The organism is Streptomyces sp. NPDC055400 (assembly GCF_053644375.1).
Map to the genome: position 1 here is coordinate 395,337 of NZ_JBSHLM010000002.1, position 21,554 is coordinate 416,890.

Consider the following 21,554-nt stretch of genomic DNA (forward strand, 5'->3'; position numbering starts at 1 on the left):
CCGCGCCGGGCCCACCGGTTCACCTCACCGGAGCACGCGCCGGCGCCTCGCGCTCGCCACCAGCTCGTCGACCGTGGCCAGTTTGACCCGTGGCCGGCCGGCCTCGCGGCCCCGCGCGGCCTCGGCCCGTTCGATCGCCGCGAGGCCCTTCGCGTCGAGGACGCGCCGGTTGCGGCGCCTGGCCAGCCGGTGGAACGTCTTGGGCGCGTGCGGTGGCGTCGGCAGCGCGCCGGAGACGGCGTCGGCCAGCAGCGTGGCGACCGTCTCGGCGGCGCAGGTGCGGTTGGCGCCGATTCCGCCGCTGGGGCCGCGCTTGATCCAGCCCACGACGTACGTTCCGGGCATGCCGCTGACGCGTCCGCCCTCGTGCGGAACGGTGCCGGTGGCCTCGTCGAAGGGCAGGCCGGAGAGGGGGTCTCCGCGGTAGCCGATCGCGCGCAGCACCATCCCGGCCGCGATCACTCGCTCCCCCGACACCCCTTCGGTGCGCACGGCTTCGACCTGTTCCGATCCGAGCATCTCGACGGGCGAGCTGTGGAAGCGCAGGACGACGCGCCGCCCGGGCGGCGGTGCCACGTCCGGTTCGAAGCCGCCGCGGGGAACGCCCTTCAGAACGGCGGCCCTGTCGCTCGGACCGGCTTCGTCGATGGCCGCGGCGATACGGGGATCATGGTCGTCGACGAGCAGTCGCAGGCCCGGCACGTGCTTGAGCGCCAGCAGCTCCGGCGTGGTGTAGGCGGCATCCTCGGGGCCACGGCGCCCGAGCAGGACCACTTCGCGTACGGAGCTTGAGCGCAGCGCCTTCAGCGCGTGGTCGGCGATGTCGGTGCGGGCGAGGGTGTCCGGGTCGGCGAGGAGGACGCGGGCGACGTCGAGGGCGACGTTGCCGTTGCCGACGACCACGACGCGTTCGGCGGAGAGGTCGATCGCTTCGTGCGCCACGTCCGGATGGGCGTTGTACCAGGCGACGAAGGTGCGGGCCGAGATGCTGCCGGTGAGGTCCTCGCCGGGGACGGACAGACGGCGGTCGGCGGCGGCCCCGACGGCGTAGATGACCGCGTCGTGGTGCTCGGCCAGCTCCTGCGCGGTGACGTCCTCACCCACTTCGAGGCCCAGGTGCATCCGTACCCGGTGATGGGTGTGGAACCTGGCGAAGGTTTCGCCCACCTTCTTGGTGGCCGGGTGATCCGGCGCCACGCCGTAGCGCACGAGGCCGCCGGCCACGGGCAGCCGGTCGATGAGCGTCACCTCGGCGTTGGTGTGCAGCAGCAGGTCCTGCACCGCGTACATCCCGGCCGGTCCGGTGCCGACGACGGCGATCCTGAGCGGCGCGAGGTCGGACGGCAGGACGCGCGGGAACGAGGGGCTGCCCCAGACATGGAAGTTGGGGCTGTCCTCGACCGCGTCCGTGCCCGTACCCGTATGCCGGGCTTCGAAGTACGCGGCGTTGATCGCGGCGTACTCCTTGTGCTCCGGGGCGAGACGGTCCACCGGGAAGATCGCGTCGACCGGGCAGGCGTCCGCGCACGCGCCGCAGTCGATGCAGGACACCGGGTCGATGTGCAGCATCTCCGTGCTGCCGAACGCCCGCTCCTCGGGCGTGGGGTGAATACAGTTGACCGGGCACACGGCGACACAGGTCGCGTCGCTGCAGCAGGTCTGGGTGATGGCGTACGTCATGTCGTCAACTCACGTCGGTTCAGATGAGGTTGGCACGCTTGTAGAACGCCAGCGCCGGCCTGGTGAGCAGCCGTGCGGAGGCCAGGAACTCCATGAGGCCCGAGCAGCTCGCGCGCATCATGGACTTGTGGTGCTCGTTGGCCCTGGCCTCGGCCACGGCGCGCTGCACGTCCAGTCCGGCGCTCTCGTAGACCTGGCGGCGGACCATGCTCGTCACGATGAAGTAGGACGCGGTCGCGACCACGAAGGCGTTGATGTGCCGGCGGATCCGGCCCGCACCGGCGAGGCGCTTGCGCGTCTGGTCGCGGGCGAACTTCATGTGCCGCGACTCCTCGACGACATGGATGTTGTTGATCGTGCGGACGAACGGCACGACCCGCTCGTCGCGCATCCAGTCGCGCTGCATGACGTCGAGGACCTCCTCGGCGACAAGGATCGCGGCGTACGCCGCCTCCCCGAAGGCGAGCGTCTTGAACACGCGGCCGAGTTCGATGACGAACCGGTGCGGCCGGTAGGCCGGCGCCCCCAGCTTCTGCGCGCCGCGGGCGAACATGATCGAGTGGCGGCACTCCTCGGCGACCTCGGTGAGGGCCCACTGGAAGTCGGCCTTCGTCGGGTCCTTGGCGTACATGTCCCGCAGCACCATCTGCTGAAGGATCATCTCGAACCAGATGCCGGTGCTGGCCACCGAAGCGGCTTCCTGCCGGGTCAGTTCCTTGCGCTGTTCCTCGGTCAGCTCCGCCCAGTAGGCGGTGCCGTAGAGCGTGCTCCACTCCGGGCTCGCGCCGTGGAAGTCCTTGTCCAGGGGCGTCTCCCAGTCCACTTCGGTCGCCGGGTCGTACGCCAGCACGGCGGCCGATTCCAGCAGTCGCTGCGAGACGCCGCGCTCGTCGGGGAAATCGCGCGATTCCGGCCGGACAGTGCTGCTTGCCATGCTGCGGCTCCTTGGATCAGACGTGTGCGTTGCCTGTCGGTGCGTTGCCTGTCGGTGCGTTGCCTGTCGGTGCGTGTTCCCTGTCGGTGCGCTCCTTGTCGGTGCGCTTCCTGTCGGTGCGCGCCGTGTCCGTCGCCGTCCGTGAGTACACCTGGGGGTAAGCGGGGCTCATCACGGAGGCCACCGTGCGGGCACACGCACGGGGCCACGGACCGTCGCCCCGTCGCGGCCCGTCGGCGGGGCGCCGCCTGCCGGCTCCGCGGGCTGCGCGAAGTCACCAGGTCAGCACAGGTGGACGAGGGCTCTGCAGAGGCCACCCGCCCGCTTGTTAGACGGACCGTATAACAAGGGAGGCGCGTTGGCCTACCCCCCGGTAAGCAGCGGGCGGCAGCCCGCACGCGCCTCCGCCGACGGCTCGGCGCGGTCAGGCCTGACGGTAGCCGCGGTCCTTGGCCAGGTCGCGCGCGAGACGGGCGAACGCGCGCGCGGCCGCGCTCTCGTAGGCACTCTCCCTGCGCAGGAGCACGGCGGTGCGGGTGGGCAGGGGCGGGTCGAGAGGGACGGGCCGAAGATGCGGGTGATCTTCGGCGATGGCGTCGGGGAGCACCGTGGCGAGCAGGCGTGAGCGGCGCACGATCTCGGTCAGCGCCAGGATGCTGTTGGCCTCGACGGCGACCGCCGGATCGACCCGATACGCCGAGAGATAGTCGTCGATGTGACCCCGGGTCGCGAAATCACCGCTGAGCAGGGCCAGTTGGCGGTCAGCGAGTTCGCGTACGGGCAGTGGCCGGCCGCCCCGGACCTCATCGCCGTCGGCGCTCACGACGAGGCTCAGGTGTTCGGTGAACAGCGCTGCGGCGGCGATACCCGCCTGATGCGACCCCTCGAAGGCGATCCCGAGGTCGAGTTCGTCGGCGAGCAGGCTCGCCTCGATGTGATCCTGCGTCATTTCCCGTACATCGACGGTGATTCCGGGATGACGGCTGCGGAGCGTGTCCACGAGCGGGCCGATGAGGTAGACGGTGAACGTGGGCGTCATGGCGAGACGGAGGTGGCCCCGCGAGAGGTCCGCGACGTCGACGACGGCGCGGTCGGCGGCCGCGAGGTCCCGCAGTACACGCTTCGCGTAGAACACGTAGGCCTCGCCGGCGTCTGTGGGACGCACCGTGCGGCCGCTGCGGTCCAGCAGCTGGGCCCCGACGACTCGCTCCATCTGTCTGATCTGCTGGGACAGGGTCGGCTGGGAGATGCGCAGCTCCTCGGCGGCACGGGTGAAGTTGCCGTGCTCGGCCACCGCGATCAGATAGCGGAGATGACGAAGTTCGGGACCCATACCCCGACTATAGGCGGAGACATAGATGTCATCTATCGGAGTCATGGTCAGTGCGTCTTGGACGCTATAGCGGCTGGTCATGCATGGTGGATCTCGTCAGCCCGACGGGCCGGCAGTCATCGAAGGGAGTGACCCATGCACGATCTCTCGGACGGCCTCGCACGCTTCCGCCGCGACGTCTTTCCCGCAAAGGCGGGGCTCTTCGCCCGCCTGGCCACGGCCCATCACCCGACGACGCTCTTCATCGGCTGCTCGGACGCCCGCGTGGTCCCCGAACTGATCACCCAGAGCGAACCCGGCGAGCTGTTCGTCGTCCGCACCGCGGGCAACCTGGTCCCGGCCTACGCGTCGGACCCCGACGGCGTCGCCGCGAGCATCGAGTACGCCGTCGCCGTGCTCCACGTGAGCGACATCGTCGTGTGCGGCCACTCCGCCTGTGGGGCAATGACCGCCCTGGCCGAGGGGCACGACCTGGGCGCGGCGCCGGTCGTCTCCGGGTGGCTGCGGCACGCGGACGCCGCGCGGGCCCGGGCCGCCGCCGTCCCGGCCGCGTCGGGTCCCGCCAGGGTCGCCGCCCTGGTGCGGGCCAACGTGTCCGCACAACTGCAGAACCTGGCCACCCACCCCTCCGTGGCCCGCGCTCTGGCCGACGGAACGCTCACGCTGCACGGCTGGGTGTTCGACATCGCCACCGGAGCCGTCGAACCGGTCGGCGTCACCGCGACCGCGGCCTGACCGCACCGACCAGAACCGACCAGAACCGACCAGAACCGACGAAGACAGAACCCGATTCCCGAACCCGAATCCCGAACCCGGAATCCCGCACCCCGCACCTCCCACCCCCGAAAGAGGAACCCCCATGCCGCACGCCCAGTTCGACCCCACCGCCCGCGAGACCCTCGCCGTCGCCGCCGTCGGCGCCAAGACCCGTAAGGACCTGACCTGGCAGCAGATCGCCGATGCCGCCGGGCTGTCACCGGCCTTCGTCACCGCGGCCGTGCTCGGCCAGCACGCCCTGCCGCAGACGTCCGCCGAGGCCGTCGCGGAACTCCTCGGCCTGGACGAGGACGCTGCCCTGCTGCTGCAGACCATCCCGACGCGCGGCTCGATCCCCGGCGGCATTCCGACCGACCCGACCATCTACCGCTTCTACGAGATGCTCCAGGTCTACGGCACCACCCTCAAGGCGCTCGTCCACGAGCAGTTCGGCGACGGCATCATCAGCGCGATCAACTTCAAGCTCGACGTGAAGAAGGTCGCCGACCCCGAGGGCGGCGAGCGCGCCGTCATCACCCTCGACGGCAAGTACCTGCCCACGAAGCCCTTCTGAGCCTTCGTCAGAACCGATACCTCGGCCTCACGCAGTCTCCCGGAGGACCCCCATGGACTTCGCCCAGCGCACCGTCGACCTCGCCCGCCAGAACGTCGAAGAGGGCGGACGCCCCTTCGCCACCGTCATCGTCAAGGACGGCGAGATCCTCGCCGAGAGCCCCAACAGGGTGGCCCAGACCTCCGACCCCACCGCGCACGCGGAGATCCTCGCCATCCGCGACGCCTGCCGCAAGCTCGGCACCGAGCACCTGGTCGGCGCCACCATCTACGTACTCGCCCACCCCTGCCCGATGTGCCTGGGTTCGCTGTACTACTGCTCCCCCGACGAGGTCGTCTTCCTCACCACTCGCGACGCCTACGAGCCGCACTACGTCGACGACCGCAAGTACTTCGAACTCGACACCTTCTACGGTGAGTTCGGCAAGGACTGCACCGAGCGGCGCCTGCCCATGCGTCACGAGCCGCGGGACAGCGCCGTCGACGTGTACCGGCTGTGGCAGGAGCGCAACGGCGGCAGCCGCCGCGTCCCCGGCGCGCCCACGGCCTGACGCGGTCCCGCCGCCGACTCAGCCCGGGATGCCGCTCCCGACCTGCGCAGGAAGCGCCACCGCCGTACACCCCCGTGGCTCGGGCACCGTCGGCAGGCCGCCGCGGCTCCCCCGGTCGATGTCGGTGATCAGATCCCGCAGCGCGGCGCAGCCGTGCGGTGCCGGCAGCCGGCCGTCCAGGGCGGCGAGCGCGCGGTGTGCGCGCTGGCGGGCCCTGCCGGTGCGGCCGTCGCTGTGGTCGACGAACGCCTGGGCGTAGCGGGCGATGAGGCACGCCCAGGCGTCGCCGCTGATGCCGGGCTGGCTGAGGGCGCGGCGGGCGCTCCGGCGTGCCGCCCGTGGCGACCGCTCCGCCTGCGTCACGGCGAGAGCGGCCAGGCTCACTGCGGGCGGCAGTCCGCCGGGGGCGTGCGGCGGGATCGTGCCCGCCGCCTCCTGGAACTGCTCGGCGGCCCGTTCGAGGTCGCCCCCGTGGAGCGCCAGCATGCCCTGTACGTGCGCGATCCGGCCGATCGTCGCGTCGTCCCCCGCCAGGACGGCGGCGGACCACGCGTGCTGGAGCAGCTCGTCGGCTCCGCAAGGGTCGCCGTCCGCCGTGAGCCAGGCCGCGAGGCACAGGCCGCGCCCGATCAGGAGGGTGTCCGAGCGGCACATCGGGAGCAGCCGCAGCAGATGGCGGCGCCCCTCGTCGGCTTCGCCGTAGACCGACCACCAGAACCACAGGTTCAGTACGGACTCCAGGCCCGCCGCCGCGAGTTCGGGCTGCCGGGGCGCGTACTCCAGCATCGCCCTGAGCCCTTCGGCCTCGTCAAGGACGAGCCGTACGGCCTCTGCCTGGCTGCCGAGGCTCCACAGGTTCTCCGCGAGGGCGGCCACCCGGTGGAAGTGGATCGCGCGGCGCTCGGCGGCGACATCGAACTCCCTCGCCTCACGCAGCCGTTCGCCGCCGAAGTCATGGGCGGCGGGGGCCATCCGGTAGCGCGGTTCGCGGATGCCGCCGGGGTCGCGGACCGGAGTCAGGACGCCGATCGCGGCGAGGCGGGTCAGGCATGCGGGCACCCGGGCCGGGGCCAGGCCGCCGCCGGCGCACACGAACGCAGCCGTCGACTCGTCGAAGTCTCCGGGCAGAATGCCGACGCGGGCCCACACGATCCGCTCATCGCGGTCGCAGAGCACGTAGGCCGCGGCGACGGCGTCCCGCAGCGACCGGTGCCGAGGCGCGGCCATGTCCGGGGCGCTCAGCCAGCACTGGTGTTCCTCGAGCCGGACCGCGACCTCCACCACGCTGCTCCTGGCGGCCTGCTCGGCAGCCAATTCGACCGCGAGCGGAAGCCCGCCCACGTACCGGCAGATGTCCGCCACGGAGTTCAGCTCCCCGTCGCCGGGGTCGAAGGCGGCGCCCGCCCGCGCCAGGAACCGCTCCAGGAACAGCTCCACGGCAGGCGCGGCCCGGTCGTCGTCCGCGGGCTCGGTGCCGAGCGGCGCGAGACGCAGCACGGCCTCGCCGCCCAGCCCGAGGGGCCGGCGCGCGGTCACGAGCACGCGCAGCGACGGTACGAACTCCAGCAGCGTCTGCACCATGCCCACGCACTCGGCATGGACCGGATCGACGTCGTCGAGGAGGAGCAGCACGTCAGCGGCGCGCAGCCGCTCGGCGAGGGCTCCGGCACCGGCACCACCCGCCGCTGACGCGCCGCGCCGCCCGTGGATCCCACCCGCCGCCTCCAAGACGGCCGCCGTCAGCGAGGCGGGCGCCCCCGGCCCCGCGTCACCGGACCCGGCGCCCTGCCCGCCCCCCGGCCAGCGGACGACCATGACGCGCGGCCCTGCCCCCTGCGCGCCGCCGCCGACGTCCGAGGCGAGCCGGCCCTTGCCCAGGCCGAGGACACGCTCCACCGCCCCCCGCGCACCGACATCGGCGACCGCCTCCACGCCAACCGGGCCCTCGCCCCCGCCGAGGACCGGCTCCACCGACCCCCGCGCACCGAGGCCGGCGACCGCCTCCGCCGCGAGTCGGCTCTTGCCCACGCCGACCTCGCCGGCCACCGTCACCAGCCGATGGTTCTCCAGGAGCGTGCGCAGGGCCCGCGACTCCCGCTCCCGGCCCACCAGAGGACCGGGCACCTGGCCGCGGCCCTCCGCCGACGGCGCGCTGTCGCCGCCCTTGCGTGTCCACACGTCCGCCATGCTCCGCACATTCCTGCCCCTCGTCCGTCGGCAGTCACCGCCGTCCGTAGCCCGCGCCCGCCCAGTGCAGAACCGTCACTGCACCCGCACCACGGCAACCCCAACGCCTGAGCGGCCCCATGGTGTCGTCACCGGACGACGGTCCACTCGTCGCGCGGAACGCTCGAACCCGTGCCCGACTCCCCGGAGGGGCGGAGGGCCACCGAAAGTGAGCAGTTTTGGAGAAGCGCCGCTCATGAGCCGCGCCTAGCCTGAACTCCGCGGACAGCGCCCCTCACGGCAGCCCTCGCGCCGTCCTGGAACCAGAGACGGCCGCCACACCCACCACCTTCAGGAGTGATCATGACCAGCTCTTCCACCCGGGGAATCAAGACCGTGCTGCACCCTGTCTCCGACCTGGAGAAGGCCAAGGGCGTGTACGTCGCCCTGCTCGGCGCGGAGCCGACGGCCGACGCGCCCTACTACGTCGGCTTCGACGTCGAGGGCCAGCACATCGGGCTCGTGCCGGGCGGCGGGGGCATGACCTCGCCGGTGACGTACTGGCACGTACCGGACATCGCGGCCAAGCTGGCCGAGGTCACGGCCGCGGGTGGCGTGGTGAAGGAGGCGGCACACGACGTCGGCGGCGGCCGCCTCGTGGCCACGTTCACCGACCCCGACGGGAACGTCCTCGGGCTGCTCCAGGACCGTTGACGGGCGGCCCGGCCTGCCGGGCCCCGGGCAGAATCCCACAAGCCAGAAGCCCAGAAACAGAAGAGGGCCAGGCGGACGGCTCGAAACTGGTTAGATCGAGCGGCGACGCCGGCGGGGTCCGCGAGGGCGGTCCCGAGCAACAGATGGAGACACGATGAGCATGGCCAAGGGAACGCAGGCGCAGTCAGCTGCGCTGCACGCTGCCGACAGCCACGACCTGATCCGCGTACACGGTGCGCGCGTGAACAACCTCAAGGACGTCAGCGTCGAGCTCCCGAAGCGCCGGCTGACGGTGTTCACCGGTGTCTCCGGCTCGGGCAAGAGTTCGCTGGTCTTCGGCACGATCGCCGCCGAGTCGCAGCGGATGATCAACGAGACGTACAGCACGTTCGTGCAGGGCTTCATGCCGACGCTGGCCAGGCCCGAGGTCGACGTACTCGACGGTCTGACGACCGCGATCATCGTCGGCCAGGAGCGGATGGGCGGCGACGCCCGCTCCACGGTCGGCACGGCCACCGACGCCAACGCGATGCTGCGCATTCTCTTCAGCCGGCTCGGGAAGCCGCACATCGGCTCGGCGAAGGCGTTCTCCTTCAACGTCGCGTCGATCAGCGGCGCGGGTGCGGTCACCATCGAGCGTGGCGGCGAGAAGGTGAAGGAGCGGCGCAGCTTCAGCATCGTCGGCGGCATGTGTCCGCGCTGCGAGGGCCGGGGTTCGGTCACCGACTTCGACCTGACCGCGCTGTTCGACGACAGCAAGTCGCTCAGCGAGGGCGCGCTCACCGTCCCCGGCTACAGCGTCGAGGGCTGGTACGGCCGTATCTACCGCGGCTGCGGCTTCTTCGACCCGGACAAGCCGATCCGCAAGTTCACCAAGAAGGAACTGCACGATCTGCTCCACCGGGAGCCGACCAAGATCAAGGTCGACGGCATCAACCTGACGTACGAGGGGCTGATCCCGAAGATCCAGAAGTCGATGCTGTCGAAGGACATCGACTCGCTGCAGCCGCACATCCGCGCCTTCGTCGAGCGGGCGATGACGTTCACGTCCTGCCCGGACTGCGGCGGCACGCGGCTGAGCGAGGCGGCCCGGTCGTCGAAGATCAAGAACATCAGCATCGCCGACGCCTGCTCGATGCAGATCAGCGACCTCGCCGAGTGGGTGCGGGGCCTGAAGGAGCCATCGGTGGCGCCGCTGCTCAAGGCGCTCGGGGACACCCTCGACTCGTTCGTGGAGATCGGGCTCGGCTACCTCGGCCTCGACCGCCCGGCGGGCACCCTCTCCGGCGGTGAGGCGCAGCGCGTCAAGATGATCCGCCACCTCGGGTCGTCCCTGACCGATGTCACGTACGTCTTCGACGAGCCGACGATCGGGCTGCACCCGCACGACATCCAGCGGATGAACGACCTGCTGCTGCGGCTGCGGGACAAGGGCAACACGGTGCTGGTCGTCGAGCACAAGCCGGAGGCGATCGCGATCGCCGACCACGTCGTCGACCTCGGACCGCGCGCGGGCACCGAGGGCGGTGAGGTGGTGTTCGAGGGCACGGTCGAGGGCCTGCGCGCCAGCGACACGCTCACCGGGCAGCACCTGGACGACCGCGCTTCCCTGAAGCCGACCGTACGGACGCCCACGGGGAAGCTGGGGGTGCGCGGCGCGGGCACCAACAATCTCCAGGACGTCGACGTCGACATCCCGCTCGGCGTACTGACCGTCGTCACCGGCGTCGCGGGTTCGGGCAAGAGCTCCCTGATCCACGGCTCGGTGGCCGGGCAGGAGGGGGTGGTCACGGTCGACCAGGCCGCGATCCGCGGCTCGCGGCGCAGCAACCCGGCGACGTACACCGGACTGCTCGACCCGATCCGCAAGGCGTTCGCCAAGGCCAACGGTGTGAAGCCGGCGCTGTTCAGCGCGAACTCCGAGGGCGCCTGCCCCACCTGCAACGGCGCGGGCGTCATCTACACCGACCTGGCGATGATGGCCGGCGTCGCCTCCATCTGCGACGAGTGCGAGGGGAAGCGGTTCCAGGCCTCGGTCCTCGACTACCACTTCGGCGGGCGCGACATCAGCGAGGTGCTGGCGATGTCGGTGGCCGAGGCCGAGCAGTTCTTCGGCGCCGGGGAGGCACGCACGCCGGCCGCGCAGAAGATCCTTCAGCGGATGGCCGACGTCGGGCTCGGCTACCTCACGCTGGGACAGCCGCTCACCACGCTGTCCGGCGGTGAGCGCCAGCGGCTCAAGCTGGCGACGCACATGGCCGAGACGGGCGGGGTCTACGTCCTCGACGAGCCGACGACCGGTCTCCACCTCGCCGACGTCGAGCAGCTACTCGGCCTGCTCGACCGTCTCGTCGACTCCGGGAAGTCCGTCATCGTGATCGAGCACCACCAAGCGGTCATGGCCCACGCCGACTGGATCATCGACCTCGGCCCCGGCGCCGGTCACGACGGCGGACGGATCGTCTTCGAGGGCACCCCCGCCGAACTCGTCGCAGACCGCTCCACCCTGACCGGTGAGCACCTCGCGGCCTACGTGGGCGGCTGACCGGGAGGCGAGCACGAACACCCTCTGGGTCGGACACGAGCAACTCGGCGCCCGGCCCAGAGGATTGCATGAACAGCGCGTCGGCGGATCCGCCCGTCTACGGCAGCGGCAGGACGCGACACCCTCCCCCGTGGGCCCTGTTCCCGCTCAGTCCTTGGGCGAAGGCGCGTGCGAGGCCACGGGGCTCAGCCATTCGCTCATGTCACGGCTCCGGAGTCCGCGATCTGCGAAGCCATCGCCGAGAGTTCCTCGTGGGCGCGTCGCAGCACCCTGCTGAACGTGTCCGGCTCGGTGAGCGGGAGCAGGTGCGGCCCGGGAACGTGGACGAGGCGGACCGGGGTGCCGACGGCTTGCACCCGGTCCAGGAACTTCCGCTCCTGGAACCGGAAGAGCGGGTCGTCGAGTCCGTTCGCCAGCACGAGCGGTGCGTCGACAATCCCCGCCATGGCGAGCGTGTCCCAGCGCGACATCTCCGCTATGGCCTCACCGAACACGCGGCGGGACAGGCCGCCCTCCATGACGCCCCGGAAACTGTCGTCGGGCAGTTTCGCGCGCAGGACACGCCTGTTGAGCCGGAACGCGCGCTCCTCCCCCATCAGCCTCTGCAGCAGGGCGGCCGTCCGGTGCGGAACCGTCACAGGCCCGTCGGTCCTGATCGTGGCGGCATGCGCGAAGAGCCCCGTGGCGCCGTCCGAACCGTGTGCGCCATAGGCAAGGGTGGAGATCGCGCCGAGCGAGGTGCCCGCGACGACGGGCCTGCGGCCGGTCTCCCTGGTCGCCTCGGCGACGGCCGCCTCGATCTGTCCGACCACGCCCTCAAGGGTGAACGGCCGCCCGCTCAGGGCTCCGTGGCCCGGCAGGTCGCAGGCGGTGATGCGGAAGTCGGGTGCGAGGCGCGCGGCTACGGCGCTCCACATGTGGGCCGACAGGCGGATTCCGTGGACGAGTACGAGGGGGTGGCTACGGTCGGAGCCAGTGGTCCACAGACCTGGCTCCTGTGCCTGCCGCAGCATGTCGATCTCCTTCGGGACGGGGGCACCATGCCCTCTTCGACGCCTCCCCGAACTGGGAAGGGACCTGCGAGTAGCTGCGGGTCTCACGGAGCGTAGTCGTCCGCCGCGCGGCTTCGGTTCCGCCGTTCTACGTTGGTCGAGCAAGAGCCGTACAAGACAAAGGAGTCGTAATGGCTGACAAGGGCGGCATGGACAAGATCAAGGGCAAGGCCAAGGAGATGGCCGGCAAGACCACCGGTGATCGCCGCAAGGAGGCCTCGGGCCGCGCCGACCAGGCGAAGGGCGAGGCCAAGAAGACCATGGGCGAAGCCCGCGACCGCGCCCGCGGAGTCCAGGACTCCCTGCACCGCGACGGCTCTTGACCCGAGCCTCGAAGAGCCCCCGCGCGTCCTGCGCGGGGGCTTCTCCCCTGCTGTCACACGGTGCGGGCCAGCCGGAACCCGAGGTCGTCGATCGCGAACGTCGGGTGGCTGCGGCGCCGCACGGAGGCCCCGCAGCCGCGCTCCGACTCGGCCCAGCCACCGCCGTGGAAGATGCGGTACGAGCCGTAGACCTCCTCGTCGTACAGGTCCCAGCACCACTCCCAGACGTTGCCCAGCATGTCGTGCAGCCCCCACGCGTTGGGGGCCTTGCCGCCGACCTCGCGGACGCCGCCGCCGGAGTTGTCCGCGTACCAGGCGATGTCGTCGATCGCCCCGTACCGGTAGCCCTCCGTGCCCGCCTTGCAGGCGTACTGCCACTCGGCCTCCGTCGGCAGCCGGTAGCCGTCGGCGTTCCAGTCGCAGGTCACCTCGCCGCCGCCCGCGTCGCGGGTGTAAGCGGGTGTCAGCCCGCAGCGCGCCGAGACGGCGTTGCAGAGGTCGATCGTGTCGAGCCAGCTGACGTTCGTCACCGGCGAGGCACCGCTCGTGGCGGGAGCGGGGTCGGCCCCGGTGGCGGAGCGGAGGAGATCCGCCGTCACGGGATGGCGGCCGAGCAGGAAGGGGGCGATGTCCGCCGTCCAGCGCGTGCCGCGCCGGTCGTCCCGTAGGTCGACGGTGCCACCGGGAATGCGCACCATCCCGTCGGAGACGGTGTCTGACACGGCGTCGGTCGCGGGGTGCACCTCGTGAAGCCTCTCTGTGGAGATCATCCGTAGAAGTTACGCTGCCAGCGGTGCCCGGCCAGCACGGCGAGTTGGTCTGCCGTCAGCGGCCGTCCGTCGCTCAGGGCAGTGTTGCGCTCGACGTTGCGTACGGTGCGCATGCCGGGGATGACGGTGGAGACCGCGGGCGAACTCAGCACGAAGCGCAGCGCGTTCTCGGCGATCTCGTCGGGCGCGATGCCCAGGTCGGCGACGATGGCGGCGACCTTCCGCTCGACCTGCGCCGGCCGGTCGTCGCGGAAGTAGCGCGCCCGGAAGTCGCCCTCGGGGAACGTCGCACCGGCGGTGATCCGCCCCGTGAGCCCTCCCTCGTCCAGCGCCACGCGGACGATGACCCCGACGCCGTGTTCTTCGCAGGCGGGCAGCAGCGCGTCGGCGGGTGCCTGGTCGAAGATGTTGTAGATGACCTGCACGGTGTCGACGGCGCCGCTGCGCACGAGGGCGAGGGCGTTGTCCGGCTGGTGATCGTTGATCGAGACGCCGAACAGGCGGATCTTCCCCTCCTTCTTCAGCTCCTCGACCGTCTGCAGCCAGTCGCCCCGGCCCACCCACTCGTCGCTCCAGACGTGGAACTGCACCACGTCGAAGTGGTCGAGGCCGCTGACCCGCAGGCTGGTCTCGACGCTCTCGCGTATGTGGGCGCCGGGGAACGCCTCGGCGGGGTCGATGCCGTCGGGCGCGGGCCAGATCCTGTTCATCGGCGGGACCTTGGTCGCCACCAGTACCTCGTCGCCGGTCCGCTCGCGCACGACCCGGCCCACGAGCCGCTCGCTCTCGCCGTAGCCACGGGCGGTGTCGATGAAGTTCACCCCGAGGTCGACGGCGCGGTGCAGGGCGCGTACGGACTCGTCCTCGGTGGCGCCCACCCACCCGGACGCGCCGATGCCCCAGGCGCCGTAGCCGATCTCGGACACGGACATTCCGCTGCGGCCCAGCTCGCGGTAGCGCACTCTCAACCTCCACGTCGTCTTTCTTCTCCCGGGCCCCATCGAAGTCGGAGCGCCCGGAAGCGTTCCGACGATCCATACCCTCTTCAGGGGGTGCTCGTCCCCCGATATGGACACTTTGCCTACGCAGGAATGGTCACCGGTAGACTCGTCGGCTGATTCCTCCGGTGCCGGGGGCGTCGCCAGCCAAGGAAAGAGGGAAGTCTCGACGTGTGGGCCGCACAGCACGAAGCTCCGATCTACAGTCGGCTCATCCAGGAACGAGGCGACATCCCCGCCCAGGTCCGTGCCGTAGCCGAACAGACCCTGCGGGATCTGGAACGGGTGATGCCGGCGCCGCTGCCGCGCGCCATGCCGACGCAGCAGACGCAGGCGCCGGCGCTCAACAGCGGCGGGCAGGGCTCGCTCTAGCCCATGACGGGAGCCGGCGGCACGGGGAAAGTTTCCCGAGCCGCCGGCTTCTGCCTTGTTCCGTTCCCGTTCAGCCTCGTTCCGTTCCCGATCGGCTCTTCGCGGCCAAGTCCTTGAGCGCGACGGTGAGTTCGACGGCGGCCCAGGCCGAAACCCCGCCACCGCTGCGGTCACTTCTGGTCTAGACCTTGACAGGTTCAGACCAGGTTCGCTTGAGTGACCGACACCCCCCCCATGGCGGCGCCGAGATCCCCAACTCGCGCCGCGCCGAAGGAGCGTTGGCATGATCAAACGCGTCACGAGCCTTGTCGCCACCCTGGCCGCGGTCAGTGCGGTGGTCGTCATCGGCCCGGCCACCACGGCATCGGCGGCCGAGTGCGCCGCACCCTGGAACTCCTCGTCCGTCTACACCGGCGGCGGATCGGCCTCGTACAACGGGCACAACTGGAACGCCAAGTGGTGGACCCAGAACGAGACTCCCGGCACCTCCGACGTCTGGGCGGACCAGGGCTCCTGCGGCGGTGGCGAGACGAACCCCGGCGACCCCGATCCCTCCGGCTTCGTCGTCAGCGAGGCCCAGTTCAACCAGATGTTCCCGAGCAGGAATCCGTTCTACACGTACAGCGGACTGACCGCCGCGCTCAGCGCCTACCCCGGCTTCGCGAACACCGGCAGCGACACGGTCAAGCGCCAGGAGGCCGCGGCGTTCCTGGCCAATGTCAGCCATGAGACCGGCGGTCTGGTGTACATCGTCGAGCAGAACACCGCCAACTACCCGCACTACTGCGACACCAGCCAGTCCTACGGCTGCCCTGCGGGCACCGCCGCGTACTACGGCCGCGGCCCGATCCAGCTCAGCTGGAACTTCAACTACAAGGCCGCGGGCGACGCGCTGGGCATCGACCTCCTCCACAACCCGTACCTGGTGGAGCAGGACGCGGCCGTGGCCTGGAAGACGGGCCTTTGGTACTGGAACACGCAGAACGGCCCCGGCACCATGACGCCGCACAACGCCATGGTGAACGGCGCCGGCTTCGGCGAGACGATCCGCTCCATCAACGGCAGCCTGGAGTGCAACGGCGGCAACCCCGGCCAGGTCCAGAGCCGCATCGACCGGTACAAGGCGTTCGTCCAGATCCTGGGCACCACACCGGGCGCCAACCTGAGCTGCTGACGCGCCACCGCGTACGACGTGACCCGCCGCCGGGCGGGCCTGGAATCCGCCAGGTCCGTCCGGCGGAGTCGTCACGGGGCGGCCGGGCGACAGGTGACCGCACCAAGTGACCGGACCGGCAAAGAAGTTGGGCCGGCCGGGTGCGCCGTTGAGCAGCTTGTCGACGTTCAGCCGGGACCACTGGCTCCTGGGTCGCCTTCCTGCCGAGCGCGGTGCTCCCGAGCCAGCTCTCGAACGCCTCGACGTCCGGGAAGGCGATGATCTCCAGCCTGCACGCCCCGCCGATCCCGCCACCCCCGCCCATGGGGCGCGGCGCGCTGCCGCCGCGACGGCCATCAGCCAGAAATGTACAATTTGATTGCGTTCACTAGCAAGTGTTCCGTCTGCGAGGTGACGCCATGCAGTGGTGTGTGTCGAGGCATCGCAAGGCCGCGCTGATCCCCGTGAGCGCTGCCGTCGCGTGCGTGACAGCGCTCACGGGAGTTCCGGCGTTCGCGGACGACGGGGGCGACGCGTCGAAGCTGAGTGCGCAGCAGCTCGCGGACGACGCGGAGAAGGAACTGCTCGACGCGAAATCCCTCCATGTGAACCTGACGAACAACTCCACCGGACCCGCCGACGCCCGGTCCCCCGCGGTCCTCGATCTCGTCCTGGACCAGGACGGCAACTGCGCCGGATCCCTGAAGATGGGCACGGGCGGCGCCAAGGGCGGCACCGTCGAACTCGTCAAACGGGGCGACGAGGTGTGGATGAAGCCCGACACCACGTTCTGGAAGTCCCAGGTCGAGGGCGGCGCCGGGGAGCTCGCGGCCCAGTTCCTCAAAGGGCGCTACGTGCGGGGCAATGCGAACGACGGCCTGCTCAAGAGCCTGGGCGACACATGCGACTTGAACGCGTTCCAGGCCCAGGTGAACGGCGGCCCCTCCAGTGCGCCCCCCGTGAAGCTGACGAAGGGCAAGCAGACCAAGGTGGACGGCACGGACGTCGTGCCGGTGAGCGGCAGGAACGACGGCAGCGACGTCGTCCTGTTCATCACCGCGAAGGACCCGCACCGCCTCGTGCGGGCCACCCAGAAGAACGGCGACCTGAGCACGACACTGACGCTCACGGACTACAACCGGCCGGTGCCGACCGCGACTCCGTCGAAGGAAGACTCGGTCGACGTGTCCAGGCTCCGGAACCTCTCCCCTGAGGCGACGCCGCCATTGGCCGCGGCGCCGGGCCGGGGCGTGTGGTGAGGCGTGTGGTGAACTGCCCGACCTGCTGAGCGAGTTGAGCGCACGCGCCCCGTGCAGACCGTCAGTTGCCGGCTCCGCCGAACCGGGCGTGGTCGGCCAGGACTTCCTCGATCACGCGGTGATGGGACGCGGCGCTTTCCGGGTCGGTGCCGAGTGACTGGGACATGACCAACAGGGACTTCCACAGGGCCCAGCCGCGCGCTCGGGCCCATGTGCCGGCGTCCTGGGCGACCGTGCGGCGGAAGGCCTCGCGGCTGTCTCCGGAGAACGTGCACCAGGCGATCACCAGATCGCAGGCGGGGTCGCCGACGCCCGACGTGCCGAAGTCGATGACGGCCGTGAGTTTGCCGTCGGCGACGAGCAGGTTGCCCGTGGCGATGTCTCCGTGGAACCACACCGGCGTCCCCTGCCACCGCGCCGCGAGCGCGGCCTCCCACACGGCGGCGGCCCGGCATGTGTCGACATGGCCCTCGAGCGCCGCGAGGCAGCGCCGGGTCTCGTCGTCGTAATGGGTGAGCGACGCGCCCCGGTACCAGCTGTGTTTTCCGGCCGGCGGTCCCCCGACGGTGTCGCAGCGTTGCAGCGCGAGGACGAACTCGGCCACCGAGACCGCGAACTGATCCATGTCGTCGATGGGGCCGCGGGCCGCCGTCTCTCCGTCCAGCCAGCCGCGTACGGACCACGGGAAGGGGTATCCCTCGCCGGGCTCGCCCTTGGCCAGGACGGGCGGGACGGCTACGGGCAGTGACGGCGCGAGCCGTGGCAACCACTCGTTCTCCTTGGCGACCGCGGGAACGTAGCCGGCGCCGGTGGGCAGGCGGGCCGTCATCGCGTCACCCAGTCGGTACGTCCTGTTGTCCCAGCCGTCGACCGCCACCGGTGTCACGGGAAGGCCGCTCCACTGGGGGAACTGCGCGGCGATCAGACGTTCCACGAGTGCGGCGGTGATTCCGGCACGGCCGTCGCAAGGACTCGGAGTCGAAGCCATTCAGGGATCATCGCCCCCGGAAGCCGCGCGGGGCAACGGAATAACCGGGCCTGCGGACCCGGCCGCGGCTGCCTCGATGGCTACGGCTACGGCCTGCGGCGCGGCTTCCCGCGCTTGGCGCCGCCCTTGGATCCACCCTTGGGGCCGCCCTTCGCAGTGCCCTTCGGCCCGGGTTTGGTCCCGCTCCTGGCACCGCCCTTGGCGCCGCCGCTCCGGGGGTTCTTCCCACCGGCCGGCTTCTGCCGCGCCGCCCCGCTCTTGTCGGTACGCGCCGTCTTGGGCTGCGGCGGGGTCGCCGTACGACCGCGTGAGCTGTTGACCGTCCGCCCGCGGACGATGCCGATGAACTCCTCCACCAGGTCGGTGGTCTCGTCCTCCGGCCACGACAGCGCGACCTGGGACTCCGGGGCGTCGGTCACCGGACGGTAGGTGAGGTCCTTGCGGTGGTACAGGCGGGCGAGCGACTGCGGGACCACCAGCACACCGATCCCGGCGGCCACCAGCTCGACGGCGTCCTCCGTCGTCTCCGGGCGCTCGAACGCGGGCTCGCCGGGAAGCCGCTCCCAGCCGAGGGTGTCGTCGAGGGGGTGCAGCACGGTCTCGTCGGCCAGATCGTCCAGGGACACCTCGTCGACCGCGGCCACGACGTGGTCCTTGGGGATCACGACCACGGTCGTCTCGGTGTAGAGGGGGATCGCGCTGAGCACCGTCCGGTCCACCGGCAGCCGTACGAGACCGGCGTCCGCCCCGCGATCCCGCAATACGTCGGATGCCTCGCCCGCGGGCGTCGCGATGAGGGCCAGCGGAACGCCGGGCAGCCGCTCGTTCCAGATCCGCACCCACTTGGTGGGCGTCACTCCCGGGACATACGCGAGCCGGAACGAAGGGGATACTTCCGAGCCTGTCACTCCGCCAGGTTACCGGTCGTGGTCGGAGGTATCGCACACAGTCGATACCCTTGACACCATGACGTCGCACCAGACCACCCAGACCATGAAGCCCGCGACCGCGGCGAAGAAGCTGGGTGTGTACCTCGAGGCCACCCCCGCCGAGTTCCAGGAGGGTGTCGTCTCGCGCAGCGAGCTCAACGCGCTGCAGGCCGATCCGCCGGAGTGGCTCCAGGAGCTGCGCCGCAACGGCCCGCACCCCCGGCCCGTCGTCGCGTCCAAGCTCGGCATCTCCATCTCCGGTCTCGCCCGGGGCGGGATCACCGAGGCACTCACCACTGAGCAGATCGAGGCGCTGAAGACCGAGAGCCCCGAGTGGCTCCGGCAGGAGCGTGAAACCCAGGCCGCGGTCCGCAAGGAAGCCGTCCGTATCAAGGAGCGGAACGCGCAGCGCGCCGAGCAGTCCGGCGACCAGCACGCCTGACCGCGCCACCCGGCGGCAAGGGCATGAAGCCGGCGGGTACGCACGCGATCCTGCGCCGCACCGTCGTCGACAGGTCCGGCGCGATGTCCGCCGACACGACGGCCGACAGCTGACCGAACGGCGGGGCGGCTTCGGGCGCTCCGCCGTTCAACTCCCGGATGATTGCCGCGCATTGGCGTGCTTCAGGCGCCCTCGGGCCGGTCCACCGTCTCCGCACCGTCGAGCGGGCTGCGCTCCAGGAAGGCGGCCGCCGCGGGCACGGCCGTGCGCAGGCGCAGCAGTCCCGCCGCCGTCAGGGTGCGGCACACCGAGTCCTCCTCCGCCATGACGCGCTCGCCGAGGCGGGCGTGGAAGTCCGCAGGGGTGAGGGCGGCGCCCGGCCCGGCGGACCAGGTGCGGCCCGCGGGTGTGGGCCGTGAGCTGTGGGCGCACACGGCCAGGCGCCCCGACTCCACGTACCAGAGGACCACGGGCTCCGCGCGGGGTGGCTCGACGGTCTGGCCGGCAGACAGGGACATGGTGCCGAAGCAGTCGGAGACGGCCTGCGCGGCCTGCTCTCCGGCCCTCCCGAAGAGGTCGCTGTCCGTCAGGGGAACGGGCGTGGAGGGGTCGAGGCCGAGGCCGGTCAGGAGTTCGTCCTCGCAGGATTCGATGGCGCGTCCGAGGTCGGCGAATTCGTCCTTGGTGTGTGTGACGGGGCGCGCCGACGGGTCGGCGATCACCATACGGATCCCGCGTTCGCGCAGGTCGTGACCGAGGGCGCGCAGGAGGTCGGCGGCGACGGGTTCGATGCGGCCGACCCGTGCGAGGTCCAGGACGAACCAGCGGGCGGCCTTCGGGAGGTCGCGGGCCGCGCGCAGGGTCTGTTCGGCGGTGGCGAAGTCCAGGTCGCCCTGGAGGACGTGGACCCGGATGCGGTCGGGTCGTTCGTCGAGTGCGGCGCGCTGGTCGCGGGGGCGGTGGCGCAGCGAGCGCAGCGGGCCCGGGTCGAGGGAGCGGGGTGGCAGGGGGCGGCCACTGCTGCCGGTGGCGCGCATGAGGTGCAGCCCGAACTGTTCCGACAGGAGGTGGCAGGCGGCGATGGCGCGGACGCTGTTGCCCTTCTCGTCGAGGGGCGGGCTGAACACCCCGATGCCGAACTGGCCGGGCAGCGCCACGCCGATCCCGCCCGAGACGCCGCTCTTCGCCGGCAGGCCCACGCGCAGCATCCACTGCCCGGAGGCGTCGTACATGCCGCAGGTGGCCATGACGGCGAGGACGTGCTGGGCGTGGCGGGAGGCGACGACCCGTTCCCCGGTGAGCGGGTTGGTTCCGCCGCCGGCCAGGGTCGCGTGCATCACGGCGAGGTCGTCGCAGGTCACGAGCACGGAGCACTGTCGGAAGTAGACCGCGAGCTGCTCTTCCACGTCGCCGGTGAGCGATCCCGCGTTGTGCATCAGGTAGGCGAGGGCGCGGTTGCGGTCGCCGGTGGAGCGCTCGGAGGCGAACACCGCTTCGTCGACGGTCAGGTCCCGGCCCGCGAAGGCGCCCAGTCCGGCCAGGATGCGGCCGAAGCGCTCGTCGGGGTTGGCTCCCGCGACCAGCGAACTGGTCACGATGGCACCGGCGTTGACCATCGGGTTGGGCGGGCGGCCGGTGCCGGGTTCGAGGCGGATCGAGCTGAACCCCTCACCGCTCGGCTCGGCGCCCACGCGCGCCAGGACATCCTCCAGGCCCTGGTCCGCGAGTGCGAGCGCGAAGACGAAGGGCTTGGACACGGACTGGACGGTGAACGGCACCTCGCTGTCGCCGCAGCTGTAGACCTGCCCGTCGAGCGCGCACAGGCTCAGTCCGAACAGGTCGGGGTCGGCCCTGCTCAGCTCCGGGATGTACGAGGCCGGCTCGCCGTCGGTGAGGTCGCGCAGCCGGATGCGGACGCGGTCCAGGAGCGCGGCGAGGGGATCGCCCGGCGGCTTGTTGTGCCTCACACCGCAATCGAACACCACGGCCGGACGATGCGCCTTCCCAGGCGGGCAA

At 71.1% G+C, this 21,554-nt stretch carries 20 protein-coding genes; 10 read left to right on the top strand and 10 right to left on the bottom strand.

The genetic code is table 11. From position 1 onward, the window contains the following. Window positions 1-24: 24 nt before the first annotated feature. The 3 genes from ACWIGU_RS06175 to cynR form a co-directional block, all read right to left on the bottom strand. Window positions 25-1,680: an FAD-dependent oxidoreductase gene (locus ACWIGU_RS06175; RefSeq protein WP_454397936.1), complete on the bottom strand. Its 1,656-nt coding sequence runs from the start codon at window positions 1,678-1,680 to the stop codon at window positions 25-27. A 19-nt stretch (window positions 1,681-1,699) separates the two neighbouring features. Continuing rightward, on the bottom strand, window positions 1,700-2,614 hold the full coding sequence (locus tag ACWIGU_RS06180) for an AurF N-oxygenase family protein (RefSeq protein WP_454397938.1): 915 nt from the start codon (window positions 2,612-2,614) through the stop codon (window positions 1,700-1,702). A gap of 424 nt (window positions 2,615-3,038) precedes the next feature. Next, a complete protein-coding gene (gene cynR, locus ACWIGU_RS06185) occupies window positions 3,039-3,947 on the bottom strand; it encodes a transcriptional regulator CynR (RefSeq protein WP_454397940.1) in 909 nt (302 codons plus the stop codon). A gap of 135 nt (window positions 3,948-4,082) precedes the next feature. Between cynR and ACWIGU_RS06190 the strand changes: the two genes are divergently transcribed. From ACWIGU_RS06190 to ACWIGU_RS06200, 3 genes are all read left to right on the top strand, one after another. Next, entirely contained in the window at window positions 4,083-4,682 is a 600-nt protein-coding gene (locus ACWIGU_RS06190) for a carbonic anhydrase (RefSeq protein ID WP_454397942.1), read from the top strand. 124 nt (window positions 4,683-4,806) lie between these two features. Further along, window positions 4,807-5,277 (top strand): cyanase, encoded by a 471-nt coding sequence (gene cynS / locus ACWIGU_RS06195; protein ID WP_454397944.1) that lies wholly within the window; start codon window positions 4,807-4,809, stop codon window positions 5,275-5,277. A gap of 52 nt (window positions 5,278-5,329) precedes the next feature. After that, window positions 5,330-5,827, top strand: coding sequence for a nucleoside deaminase (locus tag ACWIGU_RS06200; protein ID WP_454397946.1), 498 nt, complete (start codon window positions 5,330-5,332; stop codon window positions 5,825-5,827). 18 nt (window positions 5,828-5,845) lie between these two features. Here the strand turns inward: ACWIGU_RS06200 and ACWIGU_RS06205 are convergent, their stop codons facing one another. Beyond that, the gene (locus ACWIGU_RS06205; RefSeq protein ID WP_454397948.1) at window positions 5,846-8,014 is read right to left on the bottom strand and encodes a hypothetical protein; all 2,169 of its coding nucleotides are present in this window, start codon (window positions 8,012-8,014) and stop codon (window positions 5,846-5,848) included. A gap of 342 nt (window positions 8,015-8,356) precedes the next feature. Between ACWIGU_RS06205 and ACWIGU_RS06210 the strand changes: the two genes are divergently transcribed. Together ACWIGU_RS06210 and ACWIGU_RS06215 are read left to right on the top strand one after the other, a co-directional pair. After that, the gene (locus ACWIGU_RS06210) at window positions 8,357-8,707 is read left to right on the top strand and encodes a VOC family protein (RefSeq protein ID WP_454397950.1); all 351 of its coding nucleotides are present in this window, start codon (window positions 8,357-8,359) and stop codon (window positions 8,705-8,707) included. A 154-nt stretch (window positions 8,708-8,861) separates the two neighbouring features. Continuing rightward, window positions 8,862-11,252, top strand: coding sequence for an ATP-binding cassette domain-containing protein (locus ACWIGU_RS06215; RefSeq protein ID WP_454397952.1), 2,391 nt, complete (start codon window positions 8,862-8,864; stop codon window positions 11,250-11,252). Between the two features lie 197 nt (window positions 11,253-11,449). On the opposite strand, the gene ACWIGU_RS06220 is transcribed toward ACWIGU_RS06215, so the two are convergent. Next, complete coding sequence (locus ACWIGU_RS06220; RefSeq protein ID WP_454397954.1) at window positions 11,450-12,265, bottom strand: alpha/beta fold hydrolase; 816 nt, start codon at window positions 12,263-12,265, stop codon at window positions 11,450-11,452. A gap of 170 nt (window positions 12,266-12,435) precedes the next feature. Between ACWIGU_RS06220 and ACWIGU_RS06225 the strand changes: the two genes are divergently transcribed. Continuing rightward, the gene (locus tag ACWIGU_RS06225) at window positions 12,436-12,627 is read left to right on the top strand and encodes a CsbD family protein (protein ID WP_356275167.1); all 192 of its coding nucleotides are present in this window, start codon (window positions 12,436-12,438) and stop codon (window positions 12,625-12,627) included. Window positions 12,628-12,680: 53 nt separating this feature from the next. Here the strand turns inward: ACWIGU_RS06225 and ACWIGU_RS06230 are convergent, their stop codons facing one another. After that, window positions 12,681-13,325, bottom strand: a complete 645-nt coding sequence (locus tag ACWIGU_RS06230) for a formylglycine-generating enzyme family protein (RefSeq protein WP_454398612.1) — start codon at window positions 13,323-13,325, stop codon at window positions 12,681-12,683. 68 nt (window positions 13,326-13,393) lie between these two features. Next, window positions 13,394-14,359 (bottom strand): aldo/keto reductase, encoded by a 966-nt coding sequence (locus tag ACWIGU_RS06235; RefSeq protein WP_454397957.1) that lies wholly within the window; start codon window positions 14,357-14,359, stop codon window positions 13,394-13,396. Between the two features lie 207 nt (window positions 14,360-14,566). Between ACWIGU_RS06235 and ACWIGU_RS06240 the strand changes: the two genes are divergently transcribed. The 3 genes from ACWIGU_RS06240 (at window position 14,567) to ACWIGU_RS06250 (ending at window position 17,179) form a co-directional block, all read left to right on the top strand. Next, window positions 14,567-14,767, top strand: a complete 201-nt coding sequence (locus ACWIGU_RS06240; RefSeq protein WP_326777580.1) for a hypothetical protein — start codon at window positions 14,567-14,569, stop codon at window positions 14,765-14,767. A gap of 283 nt (window positions 14,768-15,050) precedes the next feature. Continuing rightward, window positions 15,051-15,941 carry a glycoside hydrolase family 19 protein gene (locus ACWIGU_RS06245; RefSeq protein WP_454397959.1) on the top strand — a complete coding sequence of 297 codons (891 nt, stop codon included), beginning with the start codon at window positions 15,051-15,053 and terminating at the stop codon, window positions 15,939-15,941. 464 nt (window positions 15,942-16,405) lie between these two features. Further along, complete coding sequence (locus ACWIGU_RS06250) at window positions 16,406-17,179, top strand: hypothetical protein (protein ID WP_454397961.1); 774 nt, start codon at window positions 16,406-16,408, stop codon at window positions 17,177-17,179. Window positions 17,180-17,240: 61 nt separating this feature from the next. Here the strand turns inward: ACWIGU_RS06250 and ACWIGU_RS06255 are convergent, their stop codons facing one another. Together ACWIGU_RS06255 and ACWIGU_RS06260 are read right to left on the bottom strand one after the other, a co-directional pair. After that, a complete protein-coding gene (locus ACWIGU_RS06255; RefSeq protein ID WP_454397963.1) occupies window positions 17,241-18,167 on the bottom strand; it encodes an aminoglycoside phosphotransferase family protein in 927 nt (308 codons plus the stop codon). Between the two features lie 86 nt (window positions 18,168-18,253). Further along, complete coding sequence (locus ACWIGU_RS06260; protein WP_454397965.1) at window positions 18,254-19,075, bottom strand: LysR family substrate-binding domain-containing protein; 822 nt, start codon at window positions 19,073-19,075, stop codon at window positions 18,254-18,256. Between the two features lie 58 nt (window positions 19,076-19,133). Between ACWIGU_RS06260 and ACWIGU_RS06265 the strand changes: the two genes are divergently transcribed. Then, a complete protein-coding gene (locus ACWIGU_RS06265) occupies window positions 19,134-19,538 on the top strand; it encodes a DUF5997 family protein (RefSeq protein WP_454397967.1) in 405 nt (134 codons plus the stop codon). A gap of 182 nt (window positions 19,539-19,720) precedes the next feature. Here the strand turns inward: ACWIGU_RS06265 and glsA are convergent, their stop codons facing one another. Next, window positions 19,721-21,505 carry a glutaminase A gene (gene glsA / locus ACWIGU_RS06270; protein ID WP_454397969.1) on the bottom strand — a complete coding sequence of 595 codons (1,785 nt, stop codon included), beginning with the start codon at window positions 21,503-21,505 and terminating at the stop codon, window positions 19,721-19,723. Window positions 21,506-21,554 lie beyond the last annotated feature (49 nt).